Source organism: Pseudomonas xantholysinigenes, assembly GCF_014268885.2.
GTDB classification, from domain to species: domain Bacteria; phylum Pseudomonadota; class Gammaproteobacteria; order Pseudomonadales; family Pseudomonadaceae; genus Aquipseudomonas; species Aquipseudomonas xantholysinigenes.
On sequence record NZ_CP077095.1, the window covers coordinates 2459062 to 2478671 of the forward strand.

At 66.0% G+C, this 19610-nt stretch carries 17 protein-coding genes; 11 read left to right on the forward strand and 6 right to left on the reverse strand.

Features of this window, described 5'->3' with window-relative positions:
- The first annotated feature begins 6 nt into the window (after positions 1-6).
- The 4 genes from lexA to HU772_RS11135 are packed head-to-tail and all read left to right on the forward strand — an operon-like array spanning position 7 to position 5740.
- Positions 7-624, forward strand: a complete 618-nt coding sequence (gene lexA, locus HU772_RS11120; RefSeq protein ID WP_186657544.1) for a transcriptional repressor LexA — start codon at positions 7-9, stop codon at positions 622-624.
- A complete protein-coding gene (gene imuA / locus HU772_RS11125; protein WP_186657554.1) occupies positions 624-1244 on the forward strand; it encodes a translesion DNA synthesis-associated protein ImuA in 621 nt (206 codons plus the stop codon). The genes lexA and imuA overlap by 1 nt, the downstream gene beginning before the upstream one ends.
- 6 nt (positions 1245-1250) lie before the next feature.
- Positions 1251-2669: a Y-family DNA polymerase gene (locus HU772_RS11130; protein WP_186657556.1), complete on the forward strand. Its 1419-nt coding sequence runs from the start codon at positions 1251-1253 to the stop codon at positions 2667-2669.
- Positions 2666-5740: an error-prone DNA polymerase gene (locus tag HU772_RS11135; protein ID WP_186657558.1), complete on the forward strand. Its 3075-nt coding sequence runs from the start codon at positions 2666-2668 to the stop codon at positions 5738-5740. Before HU772_RS11130 ends, HU772_RS11135 begins: the two co-directional genes overlap by 4 nt.
- A gap of 53 nt (positions 5741-5793) precedes the next feature.
- Here HU772_RS11135 and HU772_RS11140 read toward each other — a convergent pair whose 3' ends face one another.
- Together HU772_RS11140 and HU772_RS11145 are read right to left on the reverse strand one after the other, a co-directional pair.
- The gene (locus HU772_RS11140) at positions 5794-6615 is read right to left on the reverse strand and encodes an aldo/keto reductase (protein WP_186657560.1); all 822 of its coding nucleotides are present in this window, start codon (positions 6613-6615) and stop codon (positions 5794-5796) included.
- Positions 6603-7508, reverse strand: a complete 906-nt coding sequence (locus HU772_RS11145; protein ID WP_186657562.1) for a LysR family transcriptional regulator — start codon at positions 7506-7508, stop codon at positions 6603-6605. Before HU772_RS11145 ends, HU772_RS11140 begins: the two co-directional genes overlap by 13 nt.
- A gap of 120 nt (positions 7509-7628) precedes the next feature.
- Here HU772_RS11145 and HU772_RS11150 point away from each other — a divergent pair, with 120 nt between their 5' ends.
- From HU772_RS11150 to HU772_RS11165, 4 genes are all read left to right on the forward strand, one after another.
- On the forward strand, positions 7629-8327 hold the full coding sequence (locus HU772_RS11150; RefSeq protein WP_134693009.1) for a CoA transferase subunit A: 699 nt from the start codon (positions 7629-7631) through the stop codon (positions 8325-8327).
- A gap of 35 nt (positions 8328-8362) precedes the next feature.
- On the forward strand, positions 8363-9019 hold the full coding sequence (locus HU772_RS11155) for a CoA transferase subunit B (RefSeq protein ID WP_110739718.1): 657 nt from the start codon (positions 8363-8365) through the stop codon (positions 9017-9019).
- Positions 9020-9161: 142 nt separating this feature from the next.
- Positions 9162-10580: a short-chain fatty acid transporter gene (locus HU772_RS11160; protein ID WP_186657564.1), complete on the forward strand. Its 1419-nt coding sequence runs from the start codon at positions 9162-9164 to the stop codon at positions 10578-10580.
- A gap of 166 nt (positions 10581-10746) precedes the next feature.
- On the forward strand, positions 10747-12972 hold the full coding sequence (locus HU772_RS11165) for a TonB-dependent siderophore receptor (RefSeq protein WP_186657566.1): 2226 nt from the start codon (positions 10747-10749) through the stop codon (positions 12970-12972).
- A gap of 117 nt (positions 12973-13089) precedes the next feature.
- Here the strand turns inward: HU772_RS11165 and HU772_RS11170 are convergent, their stop codons facing one another.
- Positions 13090-13974: a dihydrodipicolinate synthase family protein gene (locus HU772_RS11170; RefSeq protein WP_186657575.1), complete on the reverse strand. Its 885-nt coding sequence runs from the start codon at positions 13972-13974 to the stop codon at positions 13090-13092.
- Positions 13975-14007: 33 nt separating this feature from the next.
- Complete coding sequence (locus HU772_RS11175; RefSeq protein ID WP_186657579.1) at positions 14008-14790, reverse strand: aldolase; 783 nt, start codon at positions 14788-14790, stop codon at positions 14008-14010.
- Positions 14791-14944: 154 nt separating this feature from the next.
- Between HU772_RS11175 and HU772_RS11180 the strand changes: the two genes are divergently transcribed.
- Complete coding sequence (locus HU772_RS11180; RefSeq protein WP_186657582.1) at positions 14945-15487, forward strand: helix-turn-helix domain-containing protein; 543 nt, start codon at positions 14945-14947, stop codon at positions 15485-15487.
- Positions 15488-15497: 10 nt separating this feature from the next.
- Positions 15498-16340, forward strand: a complete 843-nt coding sequence (locus HU772_RS11185) for a helix-turn-helix transcriptional regulator (protein WP_186657584.1) — start codon at positions 15498-15500, stop codon at positions 16338-16340.
- Here the strand turns inward: HU772_RS11185 and HU772_RS11190 are convergent.
- Positions 16285-16866 (reverse strand): LysE family translocator, encoded by a 582-nt coding sequence (locus tag HU772_RS11190; RefSeq protein WP_186657587.1) that lies wholly within the window; start codon positions 16864-16866, stop codon positions 16285-16287. The two genes, HU772_RS11185 and HU772_RS11190, sit on opposite strands and share 56 nt — an antisense overlap.
- A 314-nt stretch (positions 16867-17180) precedes the next feature.
- On the opposite strand from HU772_RS11190, the gene HU772_RS11195 reads away from it, so the two are divergent.
- Entirely contained in the window at positions 17181-18752 is a 1572-nt protein-coding gene (locus HU772_RS11195; protein ID WP_186657589.1) for a TerC family protein, read from the forward strand.
- Here HU772_RS11195 and rarD read toward each other — a convergent pair.
- A complete protein-coding gene (gene rarD, locus HU772_RS11200) occupies positions 18715-19602 on the reverse strand; it encodes an EamA family transporter RarD (protein WP_186657605.1) in 888 nt (295 codons plus the stop codon). The genes HU772_RS11195 and rarD overlap by 38 nt on opposite strands.
- Positions 19603-19610 lie beyond the last annotated feature (8 nt).

Genomic DNA, 19610 nt, shown 5'->3' on the forward strand with positions numbered 1-19610 from the left:
GTACAAATGTACTCCATGGACAATCTACCCCCCAAACGCCGCGCCATCCTCGCGTTCATCCGCGAGCGCATCACCGATCAAGGCCAGCCGCCGTCGCTGGCCGATATCGCCGAGCGCTTCGGTTTCGCCTCGCGCAGCGTGGCGCGCAAACACATCACCGCCCTGCACCAGGCCGGTTTCATCGACGTCACGCCCAATCAGGCGCGGGGTATTCGCCTGGCCGAGCCCTTGCGCCGGCCGGAAATCCTCGAAGTGCCGGTGCTTGGCCAGGTGGCCGCCGGCGCGCCCATCGGCCCCGACCTTGATATCCACGAGCAGTTGCTGCTCGATCCCAGCCTGTTCCGGCGCACGCCGGACTACTTGCTCAAGGTGCGCGGCGACTCGATGATTGACGACGGCATCTTCGACGGCGACCTGGTCGGCATTCGCCAGCAGGGCGAGGCCCGCGATGGGCAGATCGTGGTCGCCCGGCTCGATGGCGAGGTGACCATCAAGCGTCTGCAGCGCACCCGTGGCGGCTATCGCCTGCTGCCGCGCAACCCTGCCTATGCCCCGATCGACATCAGCCCGGAGCGCGAATTCTTCATCGAAGGCGTGTTCTGCGGCCTGCTGAGGCGTGACTGATGGGCGCGGTAGTCGACCTCGAGCGGCTGCTCGACCAGCGTCAGGTCTGGCGTGGGCGGCAAGCTCAGGCGCGGCCACAGGCGTTGCAGCCCAGCGGGCATGCCGCGCTTGATGCGCGGCTGCCAGATGGCGGCTGGCCTGCCGCTGCGCTCAGCGAACTGCTGCTGGCCAGCCCGGGTTGTGGCGAGTTGCAATTGCTGTGGCCGACCCTGGCGCGCTTGACCGGCGCGGGCGAACGGGTGGTGCTGGTGGCGCCGCCGTTCATTCCCTACGCGCCGGCCTGGCAGGCGGCGGGGGTGGACCTGCGTTGGCTGGCGCAGGTCGAGGCCGAGGGCAACGATGGCTTGTGGGCTGCGGAGCAATGCCTGCGCTCGGGCAGTTGCGCGGCTGTGCTGTGTTGGCCGGCGCGCGCCGATGACCGCGCGCTGCGTCGCCTGCAGGTTGCGGCGGAAACCGGCGAGGCCCTGGCCTTTGCCTGCAGGGGGCAGCAGGCCGCGCACAACCCGTCGCCCGCGGCCCTGCGCATCGCCATCGACAGCCGGCCGGCGCAATGGCGTGTGCTCAAGTGCCGGGGCGGCTTGCCGCCGGCCGCGCCCATCGCCTGCCCGGGATGGGGCTGATGCGCCATGCTCTGGGCCTGCATCCTGTTTCCCCAGCTGGCGCTGGACACGGTCCTGCGCGAGCGCGACGACCCTGATACCCCGCTGGCCGTGATCGGTGGACCGACCCAGCGTCGCGTCCTCCAGGCGGTCAATGCGCCAGCCCGCGCCCTGGGCTTGCGCGCGGGGCAGACCCTGACCGCCGCCCGGGCCTTGGCTGACGGCTTCAGCTGTGTCGAGGTCGAGCCGGCACGCATCGACCAGGTTCAGCAACTGCTTGCGGCCTGGGCCTATCGCTTCAGTGCTCAGGTCAGCCTGCATTACCCGCGGGCGTTGTTGCTGGAGATCGGTTCGAGCCTGCAATTGTTCGGTCCCTGGCCCGCGTTCGAGGCGCGGCTGCGCCAGGAACTGGCCGAGCTGGGGCTGCGTCAGCGCATCGTCGTGGCCAGCAACCCGGTGGCGGCGCGAATCCTTGCCAATGGCCATGACGGTCTGGCGTTGACTTGCCCGCAGGCCACCCGCGACAGCTTGCAGCACCTGCCGGTCGAGCGGGCCGGCCTGCCCGCCGAGGTGGCCGAGGCGTTCAGCCGCATGGGCCTGCGTCGGCTCGGGCAGGTCCTGGCCTTGCCGCGCGAGGCCTTGGCCAGGCGTTTCAGCGCCCAGGTGCAGTTGCACCTGGACCAGTTGCTTGGCCTGCGTACCCTGGGCCTGGACTTCTACCAGCCGCCCGATCGCTTCGACGCGCGCCTGGAACTGAACTTCGACGTCGAGTCGCACCAGGCGCTGCTGTTCCCCTTGCGCCGGCTGATCAACGACCTGGCCGCGTTCCTCGGCGGACGCGATTGCGGCGTACAGCGTTTCGAGCTGCACCTGGAGCACGCCGAAGGGCCTGATACCTTGCTCAAGGTCGGGCTGCTGGCTGCCGAGCGCGAGGCCGCGATGCTGTTCGAACTGGCCCGTGGGCGCCTGGAGCCGCTACGGATTCCAGCCCCGGTACGTAACCTGCGGCTGGTCGCCGCCGACCTGCCCCCCTTTGTACCCCAGCACCAGGCTTTGTTCGAAGCCCGCGCCCAGCAGGCACAGCCTTGGGAGCAACTGCGTGAGCGCCTGCGCGCCCGCCTGGGCGATGACGCGGTCACAGGGTTGTGCGCTGCCGCCGATCATCGTCCCGAATGCGCCTGGCAGCCGGCGGAGCAGGGCGCCCAGGGCCACCTGGTGATGGCCCCCGGCAGTCGCCCTGGCTGGCTGCTGGCCGAACCCCAGGTGCTGTCCGAGGTCGGCTTGCAGTGGTTGGGGCCGGCCGAGCGGATCGAGTCCGGTTGGTGGGACGGTGGTGATGTGCGACGTGACTATTACCGGGTCCAGACCCGTGACGGCCTGCGTGGCTGGGCCTTTCGCGACTTGGCGGCGCCCGGGCCGCTGTGGTTGCAAGGCTGGTTCGCATGAGCGGGCAGGGTTACGCCGAGCTGCATTGCCTGTCGAACTTCAGTTTCCAGCGCGGCGCCTCCAGCGCCGACGAGCTGTTTCGTCGAGCGCGCGAGCAGGGCTACCAGGCCCTGGCGATCACCGATGAATGCTCCTTGGCCGGCATCGTTCGGGCCTGGCAGGCTGCAAGGCAGCATGAGCTGCGCCTGATCGTCGGGAGCGAGGTGCAGGTGCACCAAGGGCCCAAGCTGGTTTTGCTGGTGCAGGACCTTGCTGGCTACCAGAACCTCTGCGCGCTGATCACCCGTGCGCGACGGCGGGCTGAAAAAGGCAGCTACCTACTGCTCGCCGAGGATCTCGAGGCGCACCACCAAGGCTTGCTGGCCTTGTGGGTGGCGGCGAGCGACGACGGCGAAGCCGCCCGTTTGCACGCTGTGTTCGGCGAACGCCTGTGGCTCGCAGTGCACCTGCATCGCGGCGTCGACGACCGGCGGCGCCTGGCCGAGCTGCGGGCGCTGGGCGCACGCACGGGCATACCGCTGGTGGCCTGTGGTGATGTACACATGCATGTGCGCGGTCGACGCGCGCTGCAGGACTGCATGACCGCCATCCGCGCGCACTGCCCGGTGACCGAGGCCGGCCGATTCCTGTTCGCCAACGGCGAGCGCCACCTGCGCAGCCTCGAGCAGTTGCGCGAGTTGTATCCGCCGGACCTGCTGGCGCAGACCCTGGCGCTGGCCGAGCGCTGCAGCTTCGACCTGGGCGAGTTGCAGTACCAGTATCCACGTGAGCTGGTACCCGAGGGCCAGACGCCGGCCAGCTGGTTGCGCACGCTGTGTGAGCGTGGCTTGCCCGAACGTTGGCCGCATGGGCCGAGCGATAAGGTGCGCGAGGTGCTGGGCCGGGAGTTGGCCCTGATCGAGGAGCTGGGTTACGAGAGCTATTTCCTCACCGTCCACGACATCGTCGCCTTCGCCCGCCGCCAGCGCATCCTGTGCCAGGGGCGTGGCTCGGCGGCCAACTCGGTGGTGTGCTTCGTGCTCGGCATCACCGAGCTCGACCCGATGGAGCATCGGCTGCTGTTCGAGCGCTTCCTGTCCCGCGAGCGCAACGAGCCGCCGGATATCGACGTGGACTTCGAGCACGAGCGCCGCGAGGAGGTGATCCAGTACGTCTTTCGCCGTTATGGCCGGCACCGCGCCGCCTTGACCGCGGTGGTCAGCAGCTACCACGCCGCAGGCGCGGTGCGTGATGTGGCGCGCGCGCTGGGGCTGCCGGCCGACCAGGTAGACGCCCTGGCCAAGTGCTGCGGGCGCTGGAGTGATCGCATCCCGGATGCCGCGCGCCTGGCCGAGGCTGGGTTCGATGCCCAGAGCCCTTCGCTGCGACGCATCCTGGTACTGGCCGGCGAGCTGATCGGCTTCCCCCGGCACCTGTCGCAGCACCCGGGAGGTTTCGTCATTTCCGAGCAGTCGCTGGACCAGCTGGTGCCGGTGGAGAACGCAGCCATGGCCGAGCGCACGGTGATCCAGTGGGACAAGGACGATCTGGACATGGTCGGCTTGCTCAAGGTCGATGTGCTGGCCTTGGGCATGCTCAGCGCGCTGCGCCGTTGCTTCGACCTGATGGCGTTGCACCGGGGGCATGAGTACCGCCTGGCGACCCTGCCCAAGGAAGACCCGGCCACCTACGCCATGATCAGCCGCGCCGAGACCATGGGCGTGTTCCAGATCGAATCGCGGGCGCAGATGGCCATGCTGCCCCGGCTGAAGCCCGAGAAGTTCTATGACCTGGTGATCGAGGTGGCGATCGTGCGCCCCGGGCCGATCCAGGGCGACATGGTCCACCCGTATCTGCGGCGGCGCTTGAAGGAGGAGCCCGTCAGCTATCCCTCGGAAAAGCTCAAGGCGGTTTTCGAGCGTACCCTGGGCGTGCCGCTGTTCCAGGAACAGGTCATGGAGCTGGCCATGGTCGCCGCCGACTACAGCCCGGGCGAGGCCGACCAGCTACGGCGCAGCATGGCCGCCTGGAAGCGCCATGGCGGCCTGGAGCCGCACCGGGTGCGGCTGATCGAAGGCATGCTGCGCAACGGCTACGATCGGAGCTTCGCCGAACGCATCTTCGAGCAGATCAAGGGCTTTGGCAGCTACGGCTTTCCCGAGTCCCACGCCGCCAGCTTCGCCTTGCTGTGCTATGCCAGCAGCTGGCTCAAGTGCCATGAGCCGGCGATCTTCACCTGCGCGCTGGTCAACAGCTGGCCGATGGGCTTCTACAGCCCCGACCAACTGTTGCAGGAGGCGCGCCGCCAGGGCATCGAGGTGCGCCCGGTGGATGTGTTCCACAGCGCCTGGGATTGCACCCTGGAGCCAGTGGGCGAGGGTGTCCTGGCGATCCGCCTGGGTTTGCGGCAGATTCGTGGCTTCAATGAGGCGGATGCCAGGCGCCTGGAGCAGGCGCGCGCGCAGCGACCTTGGCGCGATGTCGAGGACCTGTGCCTGCGTGTCGGCCTCGATGCCCGGGCCAGGGCGCGGCTGGCGGATGCCGGGGCCTTGCGCGGGTTGGCCGGCGACCGGCACCAGGCGCGCTGGCAGGTGGCGGCGGTGCAGGCGCAGTTGCCGTTGTTCGCCCAGCTTGAGCGCGCGCCGGAGCCGGAGGTGACACTGCCGACGCCGACGCAGGGCGAGGACCTGGCCGCCGACTATCACACGCTGGGCACCACCCTGGGGCCGCATCCACTGACGTTGCTGCGCCCGCGCTTGCGGGCGTTGGGATGCCGCAGCTCCCAGGAGCTGGCCGCTGTCGAGCATGGCGACAGCGTGGCGGTGGCCGGCATCGTGGTGGGGCGACAGCGGCCGCAAACGGCCAGCGGCGTGACCTTCGTCACCCTCGAGGATGAGTTCGGGATGGTCAACGTGGTGGTCTGGCGCGCGCTGGCCGAGCGGCAGCGGCGGGCGCTGGTGGGCTCGCGGTTGCTTAAGGTCAGCGGGCGACTGGAGCAGGAGAAGGGCGTGCGGCACCTGATTGCGCGGCGTCTGGAGGATATCAGCCCGCTGCTCAATGGGCTGGATGTACGCAGCCGGGACTTCCATTGATGCCGCCCACGACGCTGTAGGAGCCTTGCCGGCTGGCCCCTACAGGCGGGTTGTCAGACCATCGCCAGGCGCTGCTTGCGTGTCGGAGGCGCAAACGCCTGGTCGATCGCCCGCAGGTCTTCTTCGCTCAACACCAGCTCAGCGGCTTGTGCATTCAAGCGCACATGCTTGGGGTTCACCGCCTTGGGAATGGCGATCACCCCTTCGTCGCGCGTCACCCAGGCCAGGCTCACCTGCGCTGGCGTGGCGCCATGGCGTGCGCCAACCTGGGCCATCACCGGGTGATGCAACAACCGTCCGGCTTGGGCCAGCGGGCAGTAGGCCATGACTGGCAGCTGCTGCGCGCGGCTCCAGGGCAGCAGGTCGAACTCGATACCCCGTTCGGCCGGGTTGTACAGCACCTGGTTGGTGGCACAGGCGGCGTTGTCCAGCTCGTGCATGTCGTCCAGGTCGAAGTTGGACACGCCCCATCGGCGGATCTTGCCCTGTTCGATCAACCGCTCGAACGCCTCCACCGTCTCTTCCAGCGGGTACTGCCCGCGCCAGTGCAGCAGGTACAGGTCGATGCAGTCGGTGCCCAGCCGTTTCAGGCTGCGTTCGCAGGCGGCCGGCACGCCGCGCTGGCTGGCATTGTGCGGATAGACCTTGCTGACCAGGAACACCTGTTCGCGACGCCCGGCGATGGCTTGGCCGACCACTTGCTCGGCAGCGCCTTCGGCGTACATTTCCGCGGTGTCGATGAGGGTCAGCCCCAGGTCCATGCCTTGTTGCAGGGCCGCCACCTCGGCGGCCTTGCGCCCGGGGTCCTCGCCCATGTACCAGGTACCCTGGCCAATGCTCGGCACGCGGTTGCCCGCCAGATTCACGTAGCGCATGTCACCTCCTGTGGATGGGTATGGGTAAGCAGGATATCGAGCAGTGCCTCGGCGGCTTTCGACAGCTTGTGATCGTTAAGGGCGATCACGCCGATGCGTCGCTCCACGCTGGGGTCGACCAGTGGCACGCAGCGGGCGCCGAGTTCCTGCATCTGCCCGATGCACAGGGCCGGCACGGCGCTGACCCCCAGGCCACTGGCGACCATGCGGCCAATGGTCGACAGTTGATGGCTCTCGAAGGCTACCGCCAGCTTGCCATGGTTGGCGGCCAGGTGTTGCTCGAGTAGCAGGCGTACCGCCGAGGGGCGCTGCAGGGCAATGAAATCCTGGGCCAGCAGTTCTTGCCAGCGCACCTGGGATTGGCGGGCGAGGGGCGAATCGGCGGGGACCACGGCGACGAACCGGTCCAGGTACAACGGATGAAAACGCAATGCTTCGCTACTGTCGGGCTCGAAGCCGATGCCCAGTTCGACGCGGCGGTGGCGCACCAACTCCAATACTTGCTCGTTGATCACGTCGTGCACGGTGACGTTGACCTTGGGGTAGCGCTGGCGAAACACCTTCAGCGACTGCGGCAGCAGGTTGCCGGCAAAGGCCGGCATGGCCGCCACCGACACCCGGCCCAGTTGCAGGGTGAAACGCTGGCGCAGCATCTCCTCGGTGTCGTCCCAGTCGGCCAGCAGGCGCCGGGCCAGGGGCAGCAGCACCTCGCCCTCGGGCGTGAGGCTGACGCTGCGGGTGGTGCGGCTGAGCAGGGCGCCGCCGAGGTTGTCCTCCAAGGCCTTGATGGTCAGGCTCAGGGCCGGTTGCGACACGTGCAGGTGCTCGCCGGCCTGGGCGAAGCTCTGGTACTTGGCCACGGTGACGAAGGCACGCAGCTGCTTAACGTTCATGACAGGCTCGACCTTTGTTTTGGAAAAGTTATCAATCGATGATGAAAACAAAATTAACAAATCAGTCGACTACAGTGAAGATGACCGTACGGTTCCAACAACTACAAAAGGCGACTGAGCATGGCCGGACTGGACAAGCGTGTAGCAACCTATGAAGAGGCCCTGGCAGGCCTGACCGACGACATGACGGTACTGGCCGGCGGCTTTGGTCTGTGCGGCATCCCGGAAAACCTCATCGCCGAGATCAAGCGCCGCGGCGTCAAGGGCCTGACCGTGGTCTCCAACAACTGCGGCGTCGACGGCTTTGGCCTGGGCGTGCTGCTCGAAGACCGGCAGATCCGCAAGATGATCGCCTCCTACGTGGGCGAAAACGCCGAGTTCGAGCGCCAGTTGCTCAGCGGCGAGCTGGAAGTGGAACTCACCCCGCAAGGCACCCTGGCCGAGAAGATGCGCGCCGGCGGCGCCGGCATCCCAGCCTTCTTCACCGCCACCGGCTACGGCACCCCGGTCGCCGAAGGCAAGGAAGTGCGCGAGTTCAAGGGCCGCAAGTACATCCTCGAAGAATCCATCACCGGCGACTTCGCCATCGTCAAGGGCTGGAAGGCCGACCACTACGGCAACGTGGTGTACCGCAACACCGCGCAGAACTTCAACCCGCTGGCCGCCACCGCCGGCAAGATCACCGTGGTCGAGGTCGAGGAGATCGTCGAGCCTGGCGTGCTGCTGCCCAGCGAGATCCACACCCCGGGCATCTATGTCGACCGGGTCATCGTCGGCACCTTCGAGAAGCGCATCGAAAAGCGCACCGTCAAGGCCTGAGCGCCGCCCTCAAGAACAACAAAGAGATCCTGACCATGGCATTGACCCGCGAACAAATGGCGCAACGCGTCGCCCGTGAACTGAAGGACGGCTACTACGTCAACCTCGGCATCGGCATCCCCACCCTGGTGGCCAACTACGTGCCCGAGGGCATGGAAGTGATGCTGCAATCGGAGAACGGCCTGCTGGGCATGGGCGAGTTCCCTACCGAAGCCACGATCGACGCCGACATGATCAACGCCGGCAAGCAGACCGTCACCGCTCGTCGCGGCGCGTCTATCTTCGACTCGGCGCAGTCCTTCGCCATGATCCGTGGCGGCCACGTCGACCTCACCGTGCTCGGTGCCTTCGAGGTGGACGTGGAGGGCAACATCGCCTCGTGGATGATCCCCGGCAAGCTGGTCAAGGGCATGGGCGGCGCCATGGACCTGGTGGCCGGTGCCGACAACATCATCGTCACCATGACCCACGCTTCGAAAGACGGCGAGTCCAAGCTGCTGCCCAAGTGCAGCCTGCCGCTGACCGGAGCCGGCTGCATCCGCAAGGTGCTCACCGACCTGGCTTACCTGGAGATCGACAACGGCGCTTTCATCCTGCGCGAGACCGCACCGGGGGTGAGTGTCGAGGAAATCATCGAGAAGACCGCCGGCAAGCTGATCGTGGCGGACGATGTGAAGGAAATGACCTTCTAAGCCTCACTCTTCAACCCTGTGGGAGCGGGTTTACCCGCGAATGCGCCGGTACATTCACCAGCGCATTCGCGGGTAAACCCGCTCCCACAGGTTTTTGCGTTTTTGCTGAAATCTCCGATAAAACCAATAAAAGGAAGTCCCCGTGGCCGCTGATATCCAAGACAGCCGCTCCGCCCGCTTTGCCCTGCGTTGCTCCAACTGGGCCGAACGCTGGTTCCCCGACTCCTGGGTGTTCGCCGCCCTGGCCGTGATGCTGGTGTCGCTCGGCGCCCTGGCCATGGGCGCCAAGCCCACCGACACCGCCAAGGCGTTTGGCGATGGGTTCTGGAGCCTGATCCCGTTCACCATGCAGATGGCCTTCGTGGTCATCGGCGGCTATGTGGTGGCCAGTTCGCCGCCTGCCGCGCGGCTGATCGATCGCCTGGCGCGGCTGCCGCGCAACGGGCGCTCGGCGGTGTGCTGGGTGGCGTTGATTTCGATGCTCGCGTCCCTGCTCAACTGGGGCCTGTCTCTGGTGTTCGGCGGTTTGCTGGTGCGGGCCCTGGCCCGGCGCAAAGACCTGCAGATGGACTACCGCGCCGCCGGTGCCGCCGCCTACCTGGGCCTTGGCGCCGTATGGGCGCTGGGCCTGTCGTCGTCGGCCGCGCAGCTGCAGGCCAACCCGGCCAGCCTGCCGCCGTCGATCCTGTCGATCACCGGGGTGATCCCGTTCACCGAGACCATTTTCCTCTGGCAGTCCGGAGTGATGCTGGCGGCGTTGGTAATCGTCTCGCTGGTGGTCGCCTATGCCACCGCGCCCGGCCCGAACAGCGCGCGCAGCGCCGAGGACTGCGGTGTCGACCCAAGCTTCAGCGCACCGCCGTCGCCGCAGCGTACCCGCCCCGGCGAGTGGCTGGAGTACAGCCCGATCCTGATCCTGCTGCTGGTGGCCCTGGCCGGTGGCTGGCTGTACCAGGAATTCGCCACCAAACCGGCGATCACCGCGATTTCCGGGCTGAACACCTACAACCTGCTGTTCATCATGCTGGGTGCGTTGCTGCACTGGCGCCCGCGCAGCTTCCTCGACGCCGTGGCCCGCGCCGTGCCGACCACCACCGGGGTGTTGATCCAGTTCCCGCTGTACGGCTCGATCGCGGCGATCCTCACCCAGGTCAAGGGTGCCGATGCCCAGACCCTGGCGCACCATATCTCGCTGTTCTTCACCCAGATCGCCACCCACGACACCTATGCGCTGCTGATGGGCGTCTACTCGGCGGTGCTGGGCTTCTTCATCCCTTCCGGCGGTGGCAAATGGATCATCGAGGCGCCCTACGTGATGCTGGTGGCCAACGACCTGCAGTATCACCTGGGCTGGGCGGTGCAGATCTACAACGCCGCTGAGGCGCTGCCGAACCTGATCAACCCGTTCTACATGCTGCCGCTGCTGGGTGTGCTGGGGCTCAAGGCGCGTGACCTGATCGGCTTCTCGTTCGTGCAGCTGCTGGTGCATGTGCCGTTGGTGCTGGTGCTGTTGTGGGCATTGGGTACGACCTTGCAGTATGTGCCACCTGTGATGCCGTGATCCCGCAGGCCCTTTCGTAGCCTGGCGCGCGAAAGGGTCTCGGCCGGGGTAAAGGCTTCCTTTCTCAGATTTCGATAATGAATCTCAAACGAGATTCGTTTTCATGTGAATGCCGCTTGTCGGCAGTCAATGGACTTCATCGAAACGAACAAGGAGAAAGGCAGCGATGTTCGCGCCCATCAGCCGTTCCATGACCCTCACCCTGGGCCTGTGTGCCAGCGTGGCCAGCCCGCTATCCCTGGCCGAGCCAACCGAGCCCAGGCCTGAAGGCGAAGCCCTGGAACTGGGCTCCACCGAAATCTTCGCCCTTGGTCTGGGGAGCACCACGGAACACACCGGCTCCTACACCACTGGCAGCATGAGCGCGGCGACGCGCCTGAACCTGTCGATCAAGGACACGCCGCAATCGGTGTCGGTGGTGACCCGCCAGCAGCTCGACGACTTCCAGCTCGGCACGCTGTCCGAGGCGATGGGGCGGGTCACCGGGGTCACCGTGCAGCGTTACGACTCCGAGCGGCCGGCCTATTACGCCCGTGGCTATGAGATCAACAACTTCCAGGTCGACGGGATGCTCAACACGTTCGCCGGGCTGAAGTCCGATTCGGACACCATCATCTATGACCGCATCGAAGTGGTGCGCGGCGCCACCGGCCTGACCACTGGGGCAGGGGATCCGTCCGGCACCATCGCCATGGTGCGCAAGCGCCCAACCGGGCAACTGGCGGTGCAGAGTGGCGTGAGCGCCGGCAGCCACGACGATTACCACAGCTATGTCGATGTCGGCGGACCGCTGGGCTGGGACGGCCGCCTGCGTGGGCGCACGGTGCTGGCCTATCGCGACAGCAAGTCGTTCATGGAGCGCTACGCCAGCCAGCGAGAGGTGGCCTACGGCATCCTCGAGGCGGACCTGAGCGACAGCACCGTGCTGGCGGTGGGTTATGACTACCAGAACAAGCATGTGCAGGGCGCCTCCTGGGGCGCCGTGCCGTACTGGAACGCCGAAGGCGGCAAGGCGCACCTGCCGCGCTCGACCAACATGGCCGCGCCCTGGTCGTCCTGGCCGCTCAAGGACCAGACGCTGTTCGTCACCCTGGACCAGGACCTGGGCAACGACTGGCTGCTCAAGGCAGCCCTTACCCATCGCTGGAGCGACAGCGACGGCAAGGTCTATTACGGCGGTTCGGGCTTCCCCGCCGCTGATGGCAGCGGCATGAGCGCCTGGTACAGCCATTTTTCCGGTGAAGAGCGGATGACCGCCGTCGATCTGAATCTGGCCGGCCCCTATCAGTTGTTCGGTCGTCGTCACGACTTCATGCTCGGCTACGGTGAGTCCGAGCGGCGCAACGAGTCGCCTTACCTGCTCGATCCCGTGGTGCCCGCCGATTACCGCAAGATTCCAGACTGGAAACACCTGAGCGCGGTCGCCAAGTTCCACGATCCCTCCACCGGACGCGATGGCTCGCGTGACGATACCCGGCAGAAGGCCGGTTACATCGCCACGCGCCTGAATGCGACCGACCGCCTGCACTTCGTGCTGGGCAGTCGCTACGGTAGCTGGGAGACCAAGAGCCGCCAGTGGAGCTACGATCAGAACCTGGCCCTGACGGGCGTGTCGACCAGCTCCCAGACCCACAACGACCAGTGGACGCCCTATGCCGGCGTGCTCTTCGACCTCACCGAGCAGTACACCCTGTACGCGAGCTATACCGACATCTTCCAGCCCCAGAATGTGCGCGACGTCAATCGCAAGTACCTGGAGCCAGTGGTCGGCAAGGTGTACGAGATCGGTTTGAAGGGTAGCCTGTTCGATGACCGCGCCAACCTGAGCGCCGCGGTGTATCGCAGCAAGCAGGACAATGTGCCGGAGATCGATGATTCGGTGCCGCTGGGCCCCAATCGTGAGCAGTACTACAAGTCGGGCGGCAAGGGCGTGGTGGTTGAGGGCTTCGAGGCCGAGTTGGCCGGCGAGGTGATGACGGACTGGCAGATGAGCCTGGGCTACAGCTACAACCATGCCATCAGCGGTGACAAGACCCGCAAGAATACCGAGCAACCGCTGAACCTGGTGCGCTTCTCGAGCACCTACAAATTGCAGCCGAAGCTGACAGTTGGCGGCACGCTCGACTGGCAGAGCGACATCTACGGTACCGGCCAGCGTCCGGTTGGTCGCGATGCCGACGGCAACCTGGTCACCGCTGCCGGGCGTATGACCCAGGGGGCCTTCGCCGTGGTTGGGCTGATGGGACGCTACCAGTTCGACGAACATGTGTCGGCGTCGCTAAATGTGAAGAACCTGTTCGACCAGCACTATTTCAACAATGTTGGTTTCTACAACGGGGTGTACATGGGCCAGCCACGCACCTTGATGGTGAGCCTGGACTGGAAACTGTAGGGCGTCGTTGCTTGCACGGCAGGTGCCTGGCACCGGCTGCGCCGGTGTTCGCGGGTAAACCCGCTCCCACAGGGATTGTGTCCTCTGTGGGGGCGGGGTTACCCGCGCAGCAAGCAATTAGCGCAGCGCGTCGAGCAGCGACTTGAGCCTCAGCTGACCCGGCTCATTCAGGCCGAACACCGGTCGACGAGGCTCGCCCACCGCCAGCCCGGTCATGCCCAGCCCGGCCTTGATGGTCGCGGGCAGTCCGCCCTTGAGAATGAACTCCAGCAGGGGCAGTTGGCGGTAGAACAGGGCCTTGGCCTGTTCCAGCTCGCCGGCCAGCACGGCCTGGTACAGCTGCTGGTTCAAGGCGGGAATCAGGTTCGCCGCCGCCGTGCACCAGCCTGTGGCCCCGGCCACGAAGGCCTCCAGCGCCAGCGGGTTGCAACCATTGTAGAACGGCACCTGGCCCTCGCCGAGCAGGTGTAGCTTGTGCATGCGCTGGATGTCGCCGGTGCTCTCCTTGACCATGGTCACGTTGTCCACCTCGCGCACGATGCGCAGGATCAGCTCCACCGGCATGTCGGTGCCGCTGGTGGCGGGGTTGTTGTAGAGCATGATCGGAATATCGATGGCCGCGCCGATGGCCCGGTAGTGCTGGAGGATCTCCGCTTCGCTGAGCTTCCAGTAGGCCGCGGGCAGCACCATCACGGCGTCCGCGCCGTGCTGCTGGGCGAAGCGTGCGCGGCGCACGGCACCGGCGGTGGTCAGGTCGGAGACGCTGACGATGCTCGGCACGCGCCGGTCGATGCGCTCGAGGCTGTACTGGGCGACCTGCTGCCATTCGCTGTCGCTCAGGTAGGCGCCTTCACCGGTGCTGCCCAGCGGTGCGATGGCCTGGACATGGCCATCGACCAGGCGGTCGATGGACTGGCCCAGGGCCGGTAGGTCGAGTTGTTCGCCATCCTGGCTGAACGGGGTGATGGTGTAGCCGATGATGCCGTGGAATCGAGTAGTCATGGGTGCAAGGCTCCGCAAGCAAGGCAGTCAGGGTCAGTTCAGGCAATCGGCGTGGGCGCGCAGGGCCTGTCGGGCGAAATAGTTGAAGGCCGCGCCGTGGCGCTTGGGCCGGTCGATCCAGTCGTGGGCATCGCGGCCCAGTTGCGCGGCGATCGGCTTGATGGTGCCGGCGGCCATCGCCAGCAGCTGCAGGCGCGCCGCGCGTTCGATCAGCTGGGCGTAGACGCAGGCCTGCTCGATGCTGCCGCCGGTGGATAACTGACCATGGTGCGAGAGCAGGATGGCGCGCTTGTCGCCCAGGGCGGCGCTGATGATCTCGCCTTCCTCGTTGCCCACCGGCACGCCTGGCCAGGCCTCGAGGAACGCGCAGTCCTCGTACAGCGGGCACAGGTCCATGTGCGAGACCTGCAGCGGTACTTCAAGCATCGACAGCGCGGCCACGTGAGTGGGGTGGGTGTGGATGATGCAGTTGACGTCCGGGCGGGCGCGGTACACCCAGCTGTGGAAGCGGTTGGCCGGGTTGGGCATGCCCTGGCCCTCGAGTACTTCAAGGTCTTCGTTGACCAGCAGCAGGTTGCTGGCACTGATCTCGTCGAAACCCAGGCCCAGTTGCTGGGTGTAGAAAGTGCCTGGTTGCGGGCCGCGGGCGCTGATCTGCCCGGCCAGCCCTGAGTCGTGGCCATGATCGAAGAGAATTCGGCAGGTCAGGGCCAGCTTTTCGCGCACAGTCCACGTATTATCGGCGAGCGAACCTTGCATCTGCGTCAGTGCCTTTTGCACCAGCTGGTCTTTGCTGAGGGAAAGGGTGTTGGCCATGGGGATCTGTCCTCGGTGGCGTGATGGTGGATGTCAGGGCTGGCCCACCCCTGTGCTTTCGACGGTGGAGGGGTGGGCCATCAAATGACACAAATAATCCTATATGACACAAAGTGTCATAAGCAAGTGCGTTTGTCCGGGAAACCTGCTTCACATGTCTATCCGACTGAAACTGCTGCGAAAGAAACTGGGAATCACCCTCGACGTGCTGGCTGACAAGGCCGGCATGACCAAGAGCTATCTGTCCAAGGTCGAGCGCGGCCTGAATACGCCGTCGATCGCCGCCGCGTTGAAGCTGGCGCGGGCACTGAACGTCAATGTCGAGGAACTGTTCGCCGATGAGTCCGAGGGCCAGGCGCGTTATAGCCTGGTGCGCCATGGCGAGCGTCAGGCGCTGGTGGGCGACGGCGAAGGGCCGGGCTATTCGGTACTGACCTCGCAGGTTGGCCAGCGCAGCCTGTTGCCGTTTCTGATTCAGCCGCCGAGCGAATTCAGTGACCCAACCTTCAAGGAACATGAGGGCGAGGAGTTCCTGTTCGTCCATGCCGGCCAGGTAGAGGTGGACTTCATGAGCGAGCGGGTGTTGCTGGAGCCCGGCGATGCCCTGCATTTCAACGCCCAGACCCCGCACCGCCTGCGCTCGGTGGGCGAGCGCCAGGCGCAGTTGCTGGTGGTGGTGCAGGGCGGCGAAGGCTGAGGGCAGGGCGATGATCGAGGGCTCGCGGTTCTGGCGTGATCCGGCATTGCCCTTCGTCGAGGCCCGCTGTGTGGGTGATGGCCGCCAGGTGTGCTACGCGGCGCATTCCCACGAGAGTTTTTCCATCGGCGTGATCACCGGCGGGCGCAGCACCTACCTGACGGGTGATCAGGCGTACCTGGTGGCGAGCGGCACTACCGTACTGATGAACCCAGGCGTGGTGCACACCTGCAACCCGATTGCGGGCGAGCCCTGGTCCTACCTGATGCTGTTCGTCGATATGCCTTGGCTGTTGGCGCAAGGTTTCGCGCTGCCCGATGCGACCATGAGTACCTCGCGCGCGCTGTACGGACGGCTGCTGGAACTGTTCGCGAGGCTGTTCGACAGCGAGGCCGAGGATAAGGCCGCACAGCTGGAAGCCTTTTTCGCGACGCTGCCAGGGTGTCTCGACCAGGGGACGGCGCTTGGTCCGGCGCCGCATCCACGCCTGGAGCTGGCTGCCGCGTTCATTCGCGCCCATCGCCTCGACCCGCTGAGCCTGGAGGACATCTGCGCCGCGGCGGAGTTGTCCCGGGCCTACCTGACGCGGGCGTTCGGCAAGCGCTTCGGATTATCGCCCCATGCCTACCTGCTCGATCAGCGGGTGCAGCATGCCCGGGCGCAGTTACGTGCGGGGCGGCCGATTGCCGAGGTGGCGCTGGAGTCCGGCTTCGCCGACCAGGCCCACCTGCAGCGGGCCTTCAAGCGCCACCTGGCCACGACCCCAGGGCACTATCGCGGGGCCAGCAGTGACACCCTCACAGCATCAAGTAAGCCGCACTCGCCACCAGCAAACCGGCCAACACCCGATTGAACAGGCGCATCCGCCGGGGCTCGCCGAGATACTGGCGGATCACACTGCCCGCCCAGGCCCAACTGGCGACTGAAACGAAGCAGATCGGCGCATAGATCCAGGTGAACAGCCACAGCAGTTGGTGTTCGCCAGCGGTATAGGCTCCGATCCCGGCCACTGCCGCCAACCAGGCCTTGGGGCTCAGCCATTGCATCGCCGCGCCGTGCCAGGCGCTGGGGGCCTGTCGGGCATCGTCACCGGTCAAGCCACCGTCGTCGCTGGCGAGCTTCCACGCCATGTACAGCAAGAACAGCACCCCACCCCAATGCAGCAGGCGCCCCAGCAGCGGCCAGCGCAGCAGCAGCTCATGCACGCCCAGCCCCACCAGCACCAGCAACAGGCAGAACCCCAGGGTGGCGCCGGCCGCATGCCCAAGGCTGGCGCGCAGGCCGTGTCGAGCGCCGCTGCCGAGCGCGACGATATTGACCGGGCCAGGGGAGATGGAGGCGGCCAGGGCGAAGGCGGCCATGGACAATGTCAGGCTCATCGAGGGTTTCCTTGTGGGGGATGGCGTGGCTATGCTGCTTGAGCTTGCGAGGTGCGTATTGAACGAAAATGCTCTCTGGGGGGATGGCTGTCGGTCAATCGGCGCTGGCAAGGATCGCGGCGAGGCACATCCGACTATTTGCTACAGCTTTTGTAATAGTTTTGCACTGTCAGAGAAAACTGCTTCGATTGTAGGATCACCTCCCCAAATTTTTATAAGGTCTATATGAGCACCTTCGCGGAGCCCCCCAGTCCCTGGCCGTCCCGGCCATCCTTCCCGCGTCCCCGTGACGCTTCCCCTGTGAGTACCCGCTAATGGAATGGCTAGCCGACCCCACGGCCTGGCTGGGCCTGTTGACGCTTATCGTCCTCGAGCTGGTGCTGGGTATCGACAACCTGGTGTTCATCGCCATCCTCGCCGACAAGCTACCGCCTCATCAGCGCGACCGCGCCCGGGTGATCGGCCTGTCGCTGGCGCTGATCATGCGCCTGGGCCTGCTGGCGAGTATCTCGTGGATGGTGACCCTGACCGCGCCGCTGTTCGAGATCTTCGGCAAGAGTTTCTCCGGCCGTGACCTGATCATGCTGTTCGGTGGTGTGTTCCTGCTGTTCAAGGCCACCATGGAGCTGCATGAACGCCTCGAGGGGCATGTCGCCCAGGCCAGCGGCGCGGTGCGTCATGCCGCTTTCTGGCCCATCGTCGCGCAGATCGTGGTACTGGATGCGGTGTTCTCCCTGGACGCGGTGATCACTGCCGTGGGCATGGTCGAGCAGTTGTCGGTGATGATGATCGCGGTGATCTTCTCCATCGGCATCATGATCGTCGCCAGCAAGCCGCTGACCCGCTTCGTCAACGAACACCCGACGGTGATCATGCTGTGCCTGGGCTTCCTGATGATGATCGGCTTCAGCCTCACCGCCGAAGGCCTGGGTTTCCATATCCCCAAGGGCTACCTGTACGCGGCCATCGGTTTCTCGCTGCTGATCGAACTGTTCAACCAACTGGCCCGTGCCCGCCGCAAGCGCAGCGTGCAGCAGCACCGGCCGTTGCGTGAGCGCACCGCCCATGCCGTGCTGCGCCTGATGGGCGGGCGCCGGGTGGAGGCCGACGAGGTCGGCGAGGAGATCGCCGACCTGGTGGAAGGCGGTGCCGAGCAGGTGGTGTTCGACCGCCGTGAGCGAGTGATGATCAGCGGCGTGCTGAACCTGGCCGAACGGCCGATCCGCACGGTGATGACAGTGCGCGCCAAGGTCGATGCGATCGACCTGTCGCAGCCTGCCGCGGCCATCACCCAGGCCTTGATCAACTCGCCGTACTCGCGCCTGCCGCTGATCCGCGATGGCCGCATCGAGGAACCCTTGGGCTTCGTGCACAAGAAAGAGCTGCTCAAGGAACTGCTGGGTGGCACCTCGCCCGACCTGGAAGCCCTGGCCCGGGCACCGTTGAACCTGCTGGAGAGCTTCAGCATCCTCAACGCCCTGGAGCAGATGCGCGGGCAGTCGACGCACATTGCCTTCGTGGTCAACGAGTTCGGTGACTTCACCGGTGTGCTGACCATGACCGACATCCTCGAATCGATCGCCGGCGAGCTGCCGGACGCCAGCGAGGTCGAAGGGCCCGGCGTGGTCGAGGAAGAGGGCGGTTTCGTGGTCAGCGGTGCGCTGAACCTGGCCCAGGTCCAGGCGCGCACCGGATTCGTGGCCCGCGCCACCGAGGACTACCAGACCCTGGCGGGCCTGGTGATGAGCCTGCTGGACCGCTTGCCGGTGGTTGGTGATCGTCTGGCCTGGAATGGCTGGGTCATGACCGTGGTCGCGGTGGAGGAGCGCCGCGTGCGCCAGGTGCGCCTTACACCGGGCGCCGACGTTGACGCAGCAGGTGCTTGAAGCCTTCGAGCACCAGCACCAGTACCGCGGCCCAGATCGGCAGGTAGGTCAGCCACTGGTCAGGGCCGATGGTCTCGCCCAGCAGCAGGGCCACGGCCACCAGCAGCACCGGCTCGACATAGCTGAGCAGGCCGAACAGGCTGAACGGCAGCAGACGGCTGGCCAGCACGTAGGCGATCAGGGCGCTGGCACTGATCGCCCCGAGCAGCGGGATCAGCCCGTACAGGCCTGGGTGTTCGGCCAGGTCTGCCGTCGACAGCGGGCCCTGGATGACGAAGTACAGGGCCCAGGGTAGCAGCAGGCACATGTCGCACCACAAACCGCCCAGGTGGTCGGTGCGGCAGCGTCGGCGCAGCACGAAGTAGATTGGGTAGCCGATCATCACCAGCAAGGTCTCCCAGGCGAAGCTGCCGTGCTGGTACAACTCGTGGCCCACCCCCAGGGCCGCGCAGCTCACCGCGACCTTCTGCAAGCGTGACAGGCGCTCGCCATAGACCAGTCGCCCGGTCAGGACCATGGCCAGCGGCAGCAGGAAATACCCCATCGACACTTCCAGGCTGCGCCCGTGCAGCGGTGCCCAGAGGAACAGCCACAGCTGCACGCCCATCAGCCACGATGTGCCGACCATGCCCAGCAACAGCAGTGGCTGTTGGCGTACGCGCCCGAGCAGTTCGCCGACCCGTTTCCAGTCCTTGGACAGCAGCATGAACAGTGTCAGGCAGGGCAGGGTCAGCAGGGTGCGCCAGCCGAAGATTTCCTCGCCGTCGAGGGGCTTGAGGAAAGAGGTATAGAAGTACATCACGGCGAACAGACAGGACGCCATGACCGACGAAAGAATGCCTTTTGACACGAATGCCT

Coding starts and splice junctions, on each gene's coding strand:
- HU772_RS11180 (WP_186657582.1), top strand. CDS start 14,945: ATGTCTATCCGACTGAAACTGCTGCGAAAGAAACTGGGAATCACCCTC.
- HU772_RS11195 (WP_186657589.1), top strand. CDS start 17,181: ATGGAATGGCTAGCCGACCCCACGGCCTGGCTGGGCCTGTTGACGCTT.
- HU772_RS11140 (WP_186657560.1), bottom strand. CDS start 6,615: ATGCGCTACGTGAATCTGGCGGGCAACCGCGTGCCGAGCATTGGCCAG.
- HU772_RS11175 (WP_186657579.1), bottom strand. CDS start 14,790: ATGGCCAACACCCTTTCCCTCAGCAAAGACCAGCTGGTGCAAAAGGCA.
- HU772_RS11170 (WP_186657575.1), bottom strand. CDS start 13,974: ATGACTACTCGATTCCACGGCATCATCGGCTACACCATCACCCCGTTC.
- HU772_RS11155 (WP_110739718.1), top strand. CDS start 8,363: ATGGCATTGACCCGCGAACAAATGGCGCAACGCGTCGCCCGTGAACTG.
- HU772_RS11145 (WP_186657562.1), bottom strand. CDS start 7,508: ATGAACGTTAAGCAGCTGCGTGCCTTCGTCACCGTGGCCAAGTACCAG.
- HU772_RS11185 (WP_186657584.1), top strand. CDS start 15,498: ATGATCGAGGGCTCGCGGTTCTGGCGTGATCCGGCATTGCCCTTCGTC.
- imuA (WP_186657554.1), top strand. CDS start 624: ATGGGCGCGGTAGTCGACCTCGAGCGGCTGCTCGACCAGCGTCAGGTC.
- lexA (WP_186657544.1), top strand. CDS start 7: ATGTACTCCATGGACAATCTACCCCCCAAACGCCGCGCCATCCTCGCG.
- HU772_RS11135 (WP_186657558.1), top strand. CDS start 2,666: ATGAGCGGGCAGGGTTACGCCGAGCTGCATTGCCTGTCGAACTTCAGT.
- HU772_RS11165 (WP_186657566.1), top strand. CDS start 10,747: ATGTTCGCGCCCATCAGCCGTTCCATGACCCTCACCCTGGGCCTGTGT.
- HU772_RS11130 (WP_186657556.1), top strand. CDS start 1,251: ATGCTCTGGGCCTGCATCCTGTTTCCCCAGCTGGCGCTGGACACGGTC.
- HU772_RS11150 (WP_134693009.1), top strand. CDS start 7,629: ATGGCCGGACTGGACAAGCGTGTAGCAACCTATGAAGAGGCCCTGGCA.
- HU772_RS11190 (WP_186657587.1), bottom strand. CDS start 16,866: ATGAGCCTGACATTGTCCATGGCCGCCTTCGCCCTGGCCGCCTCCATC.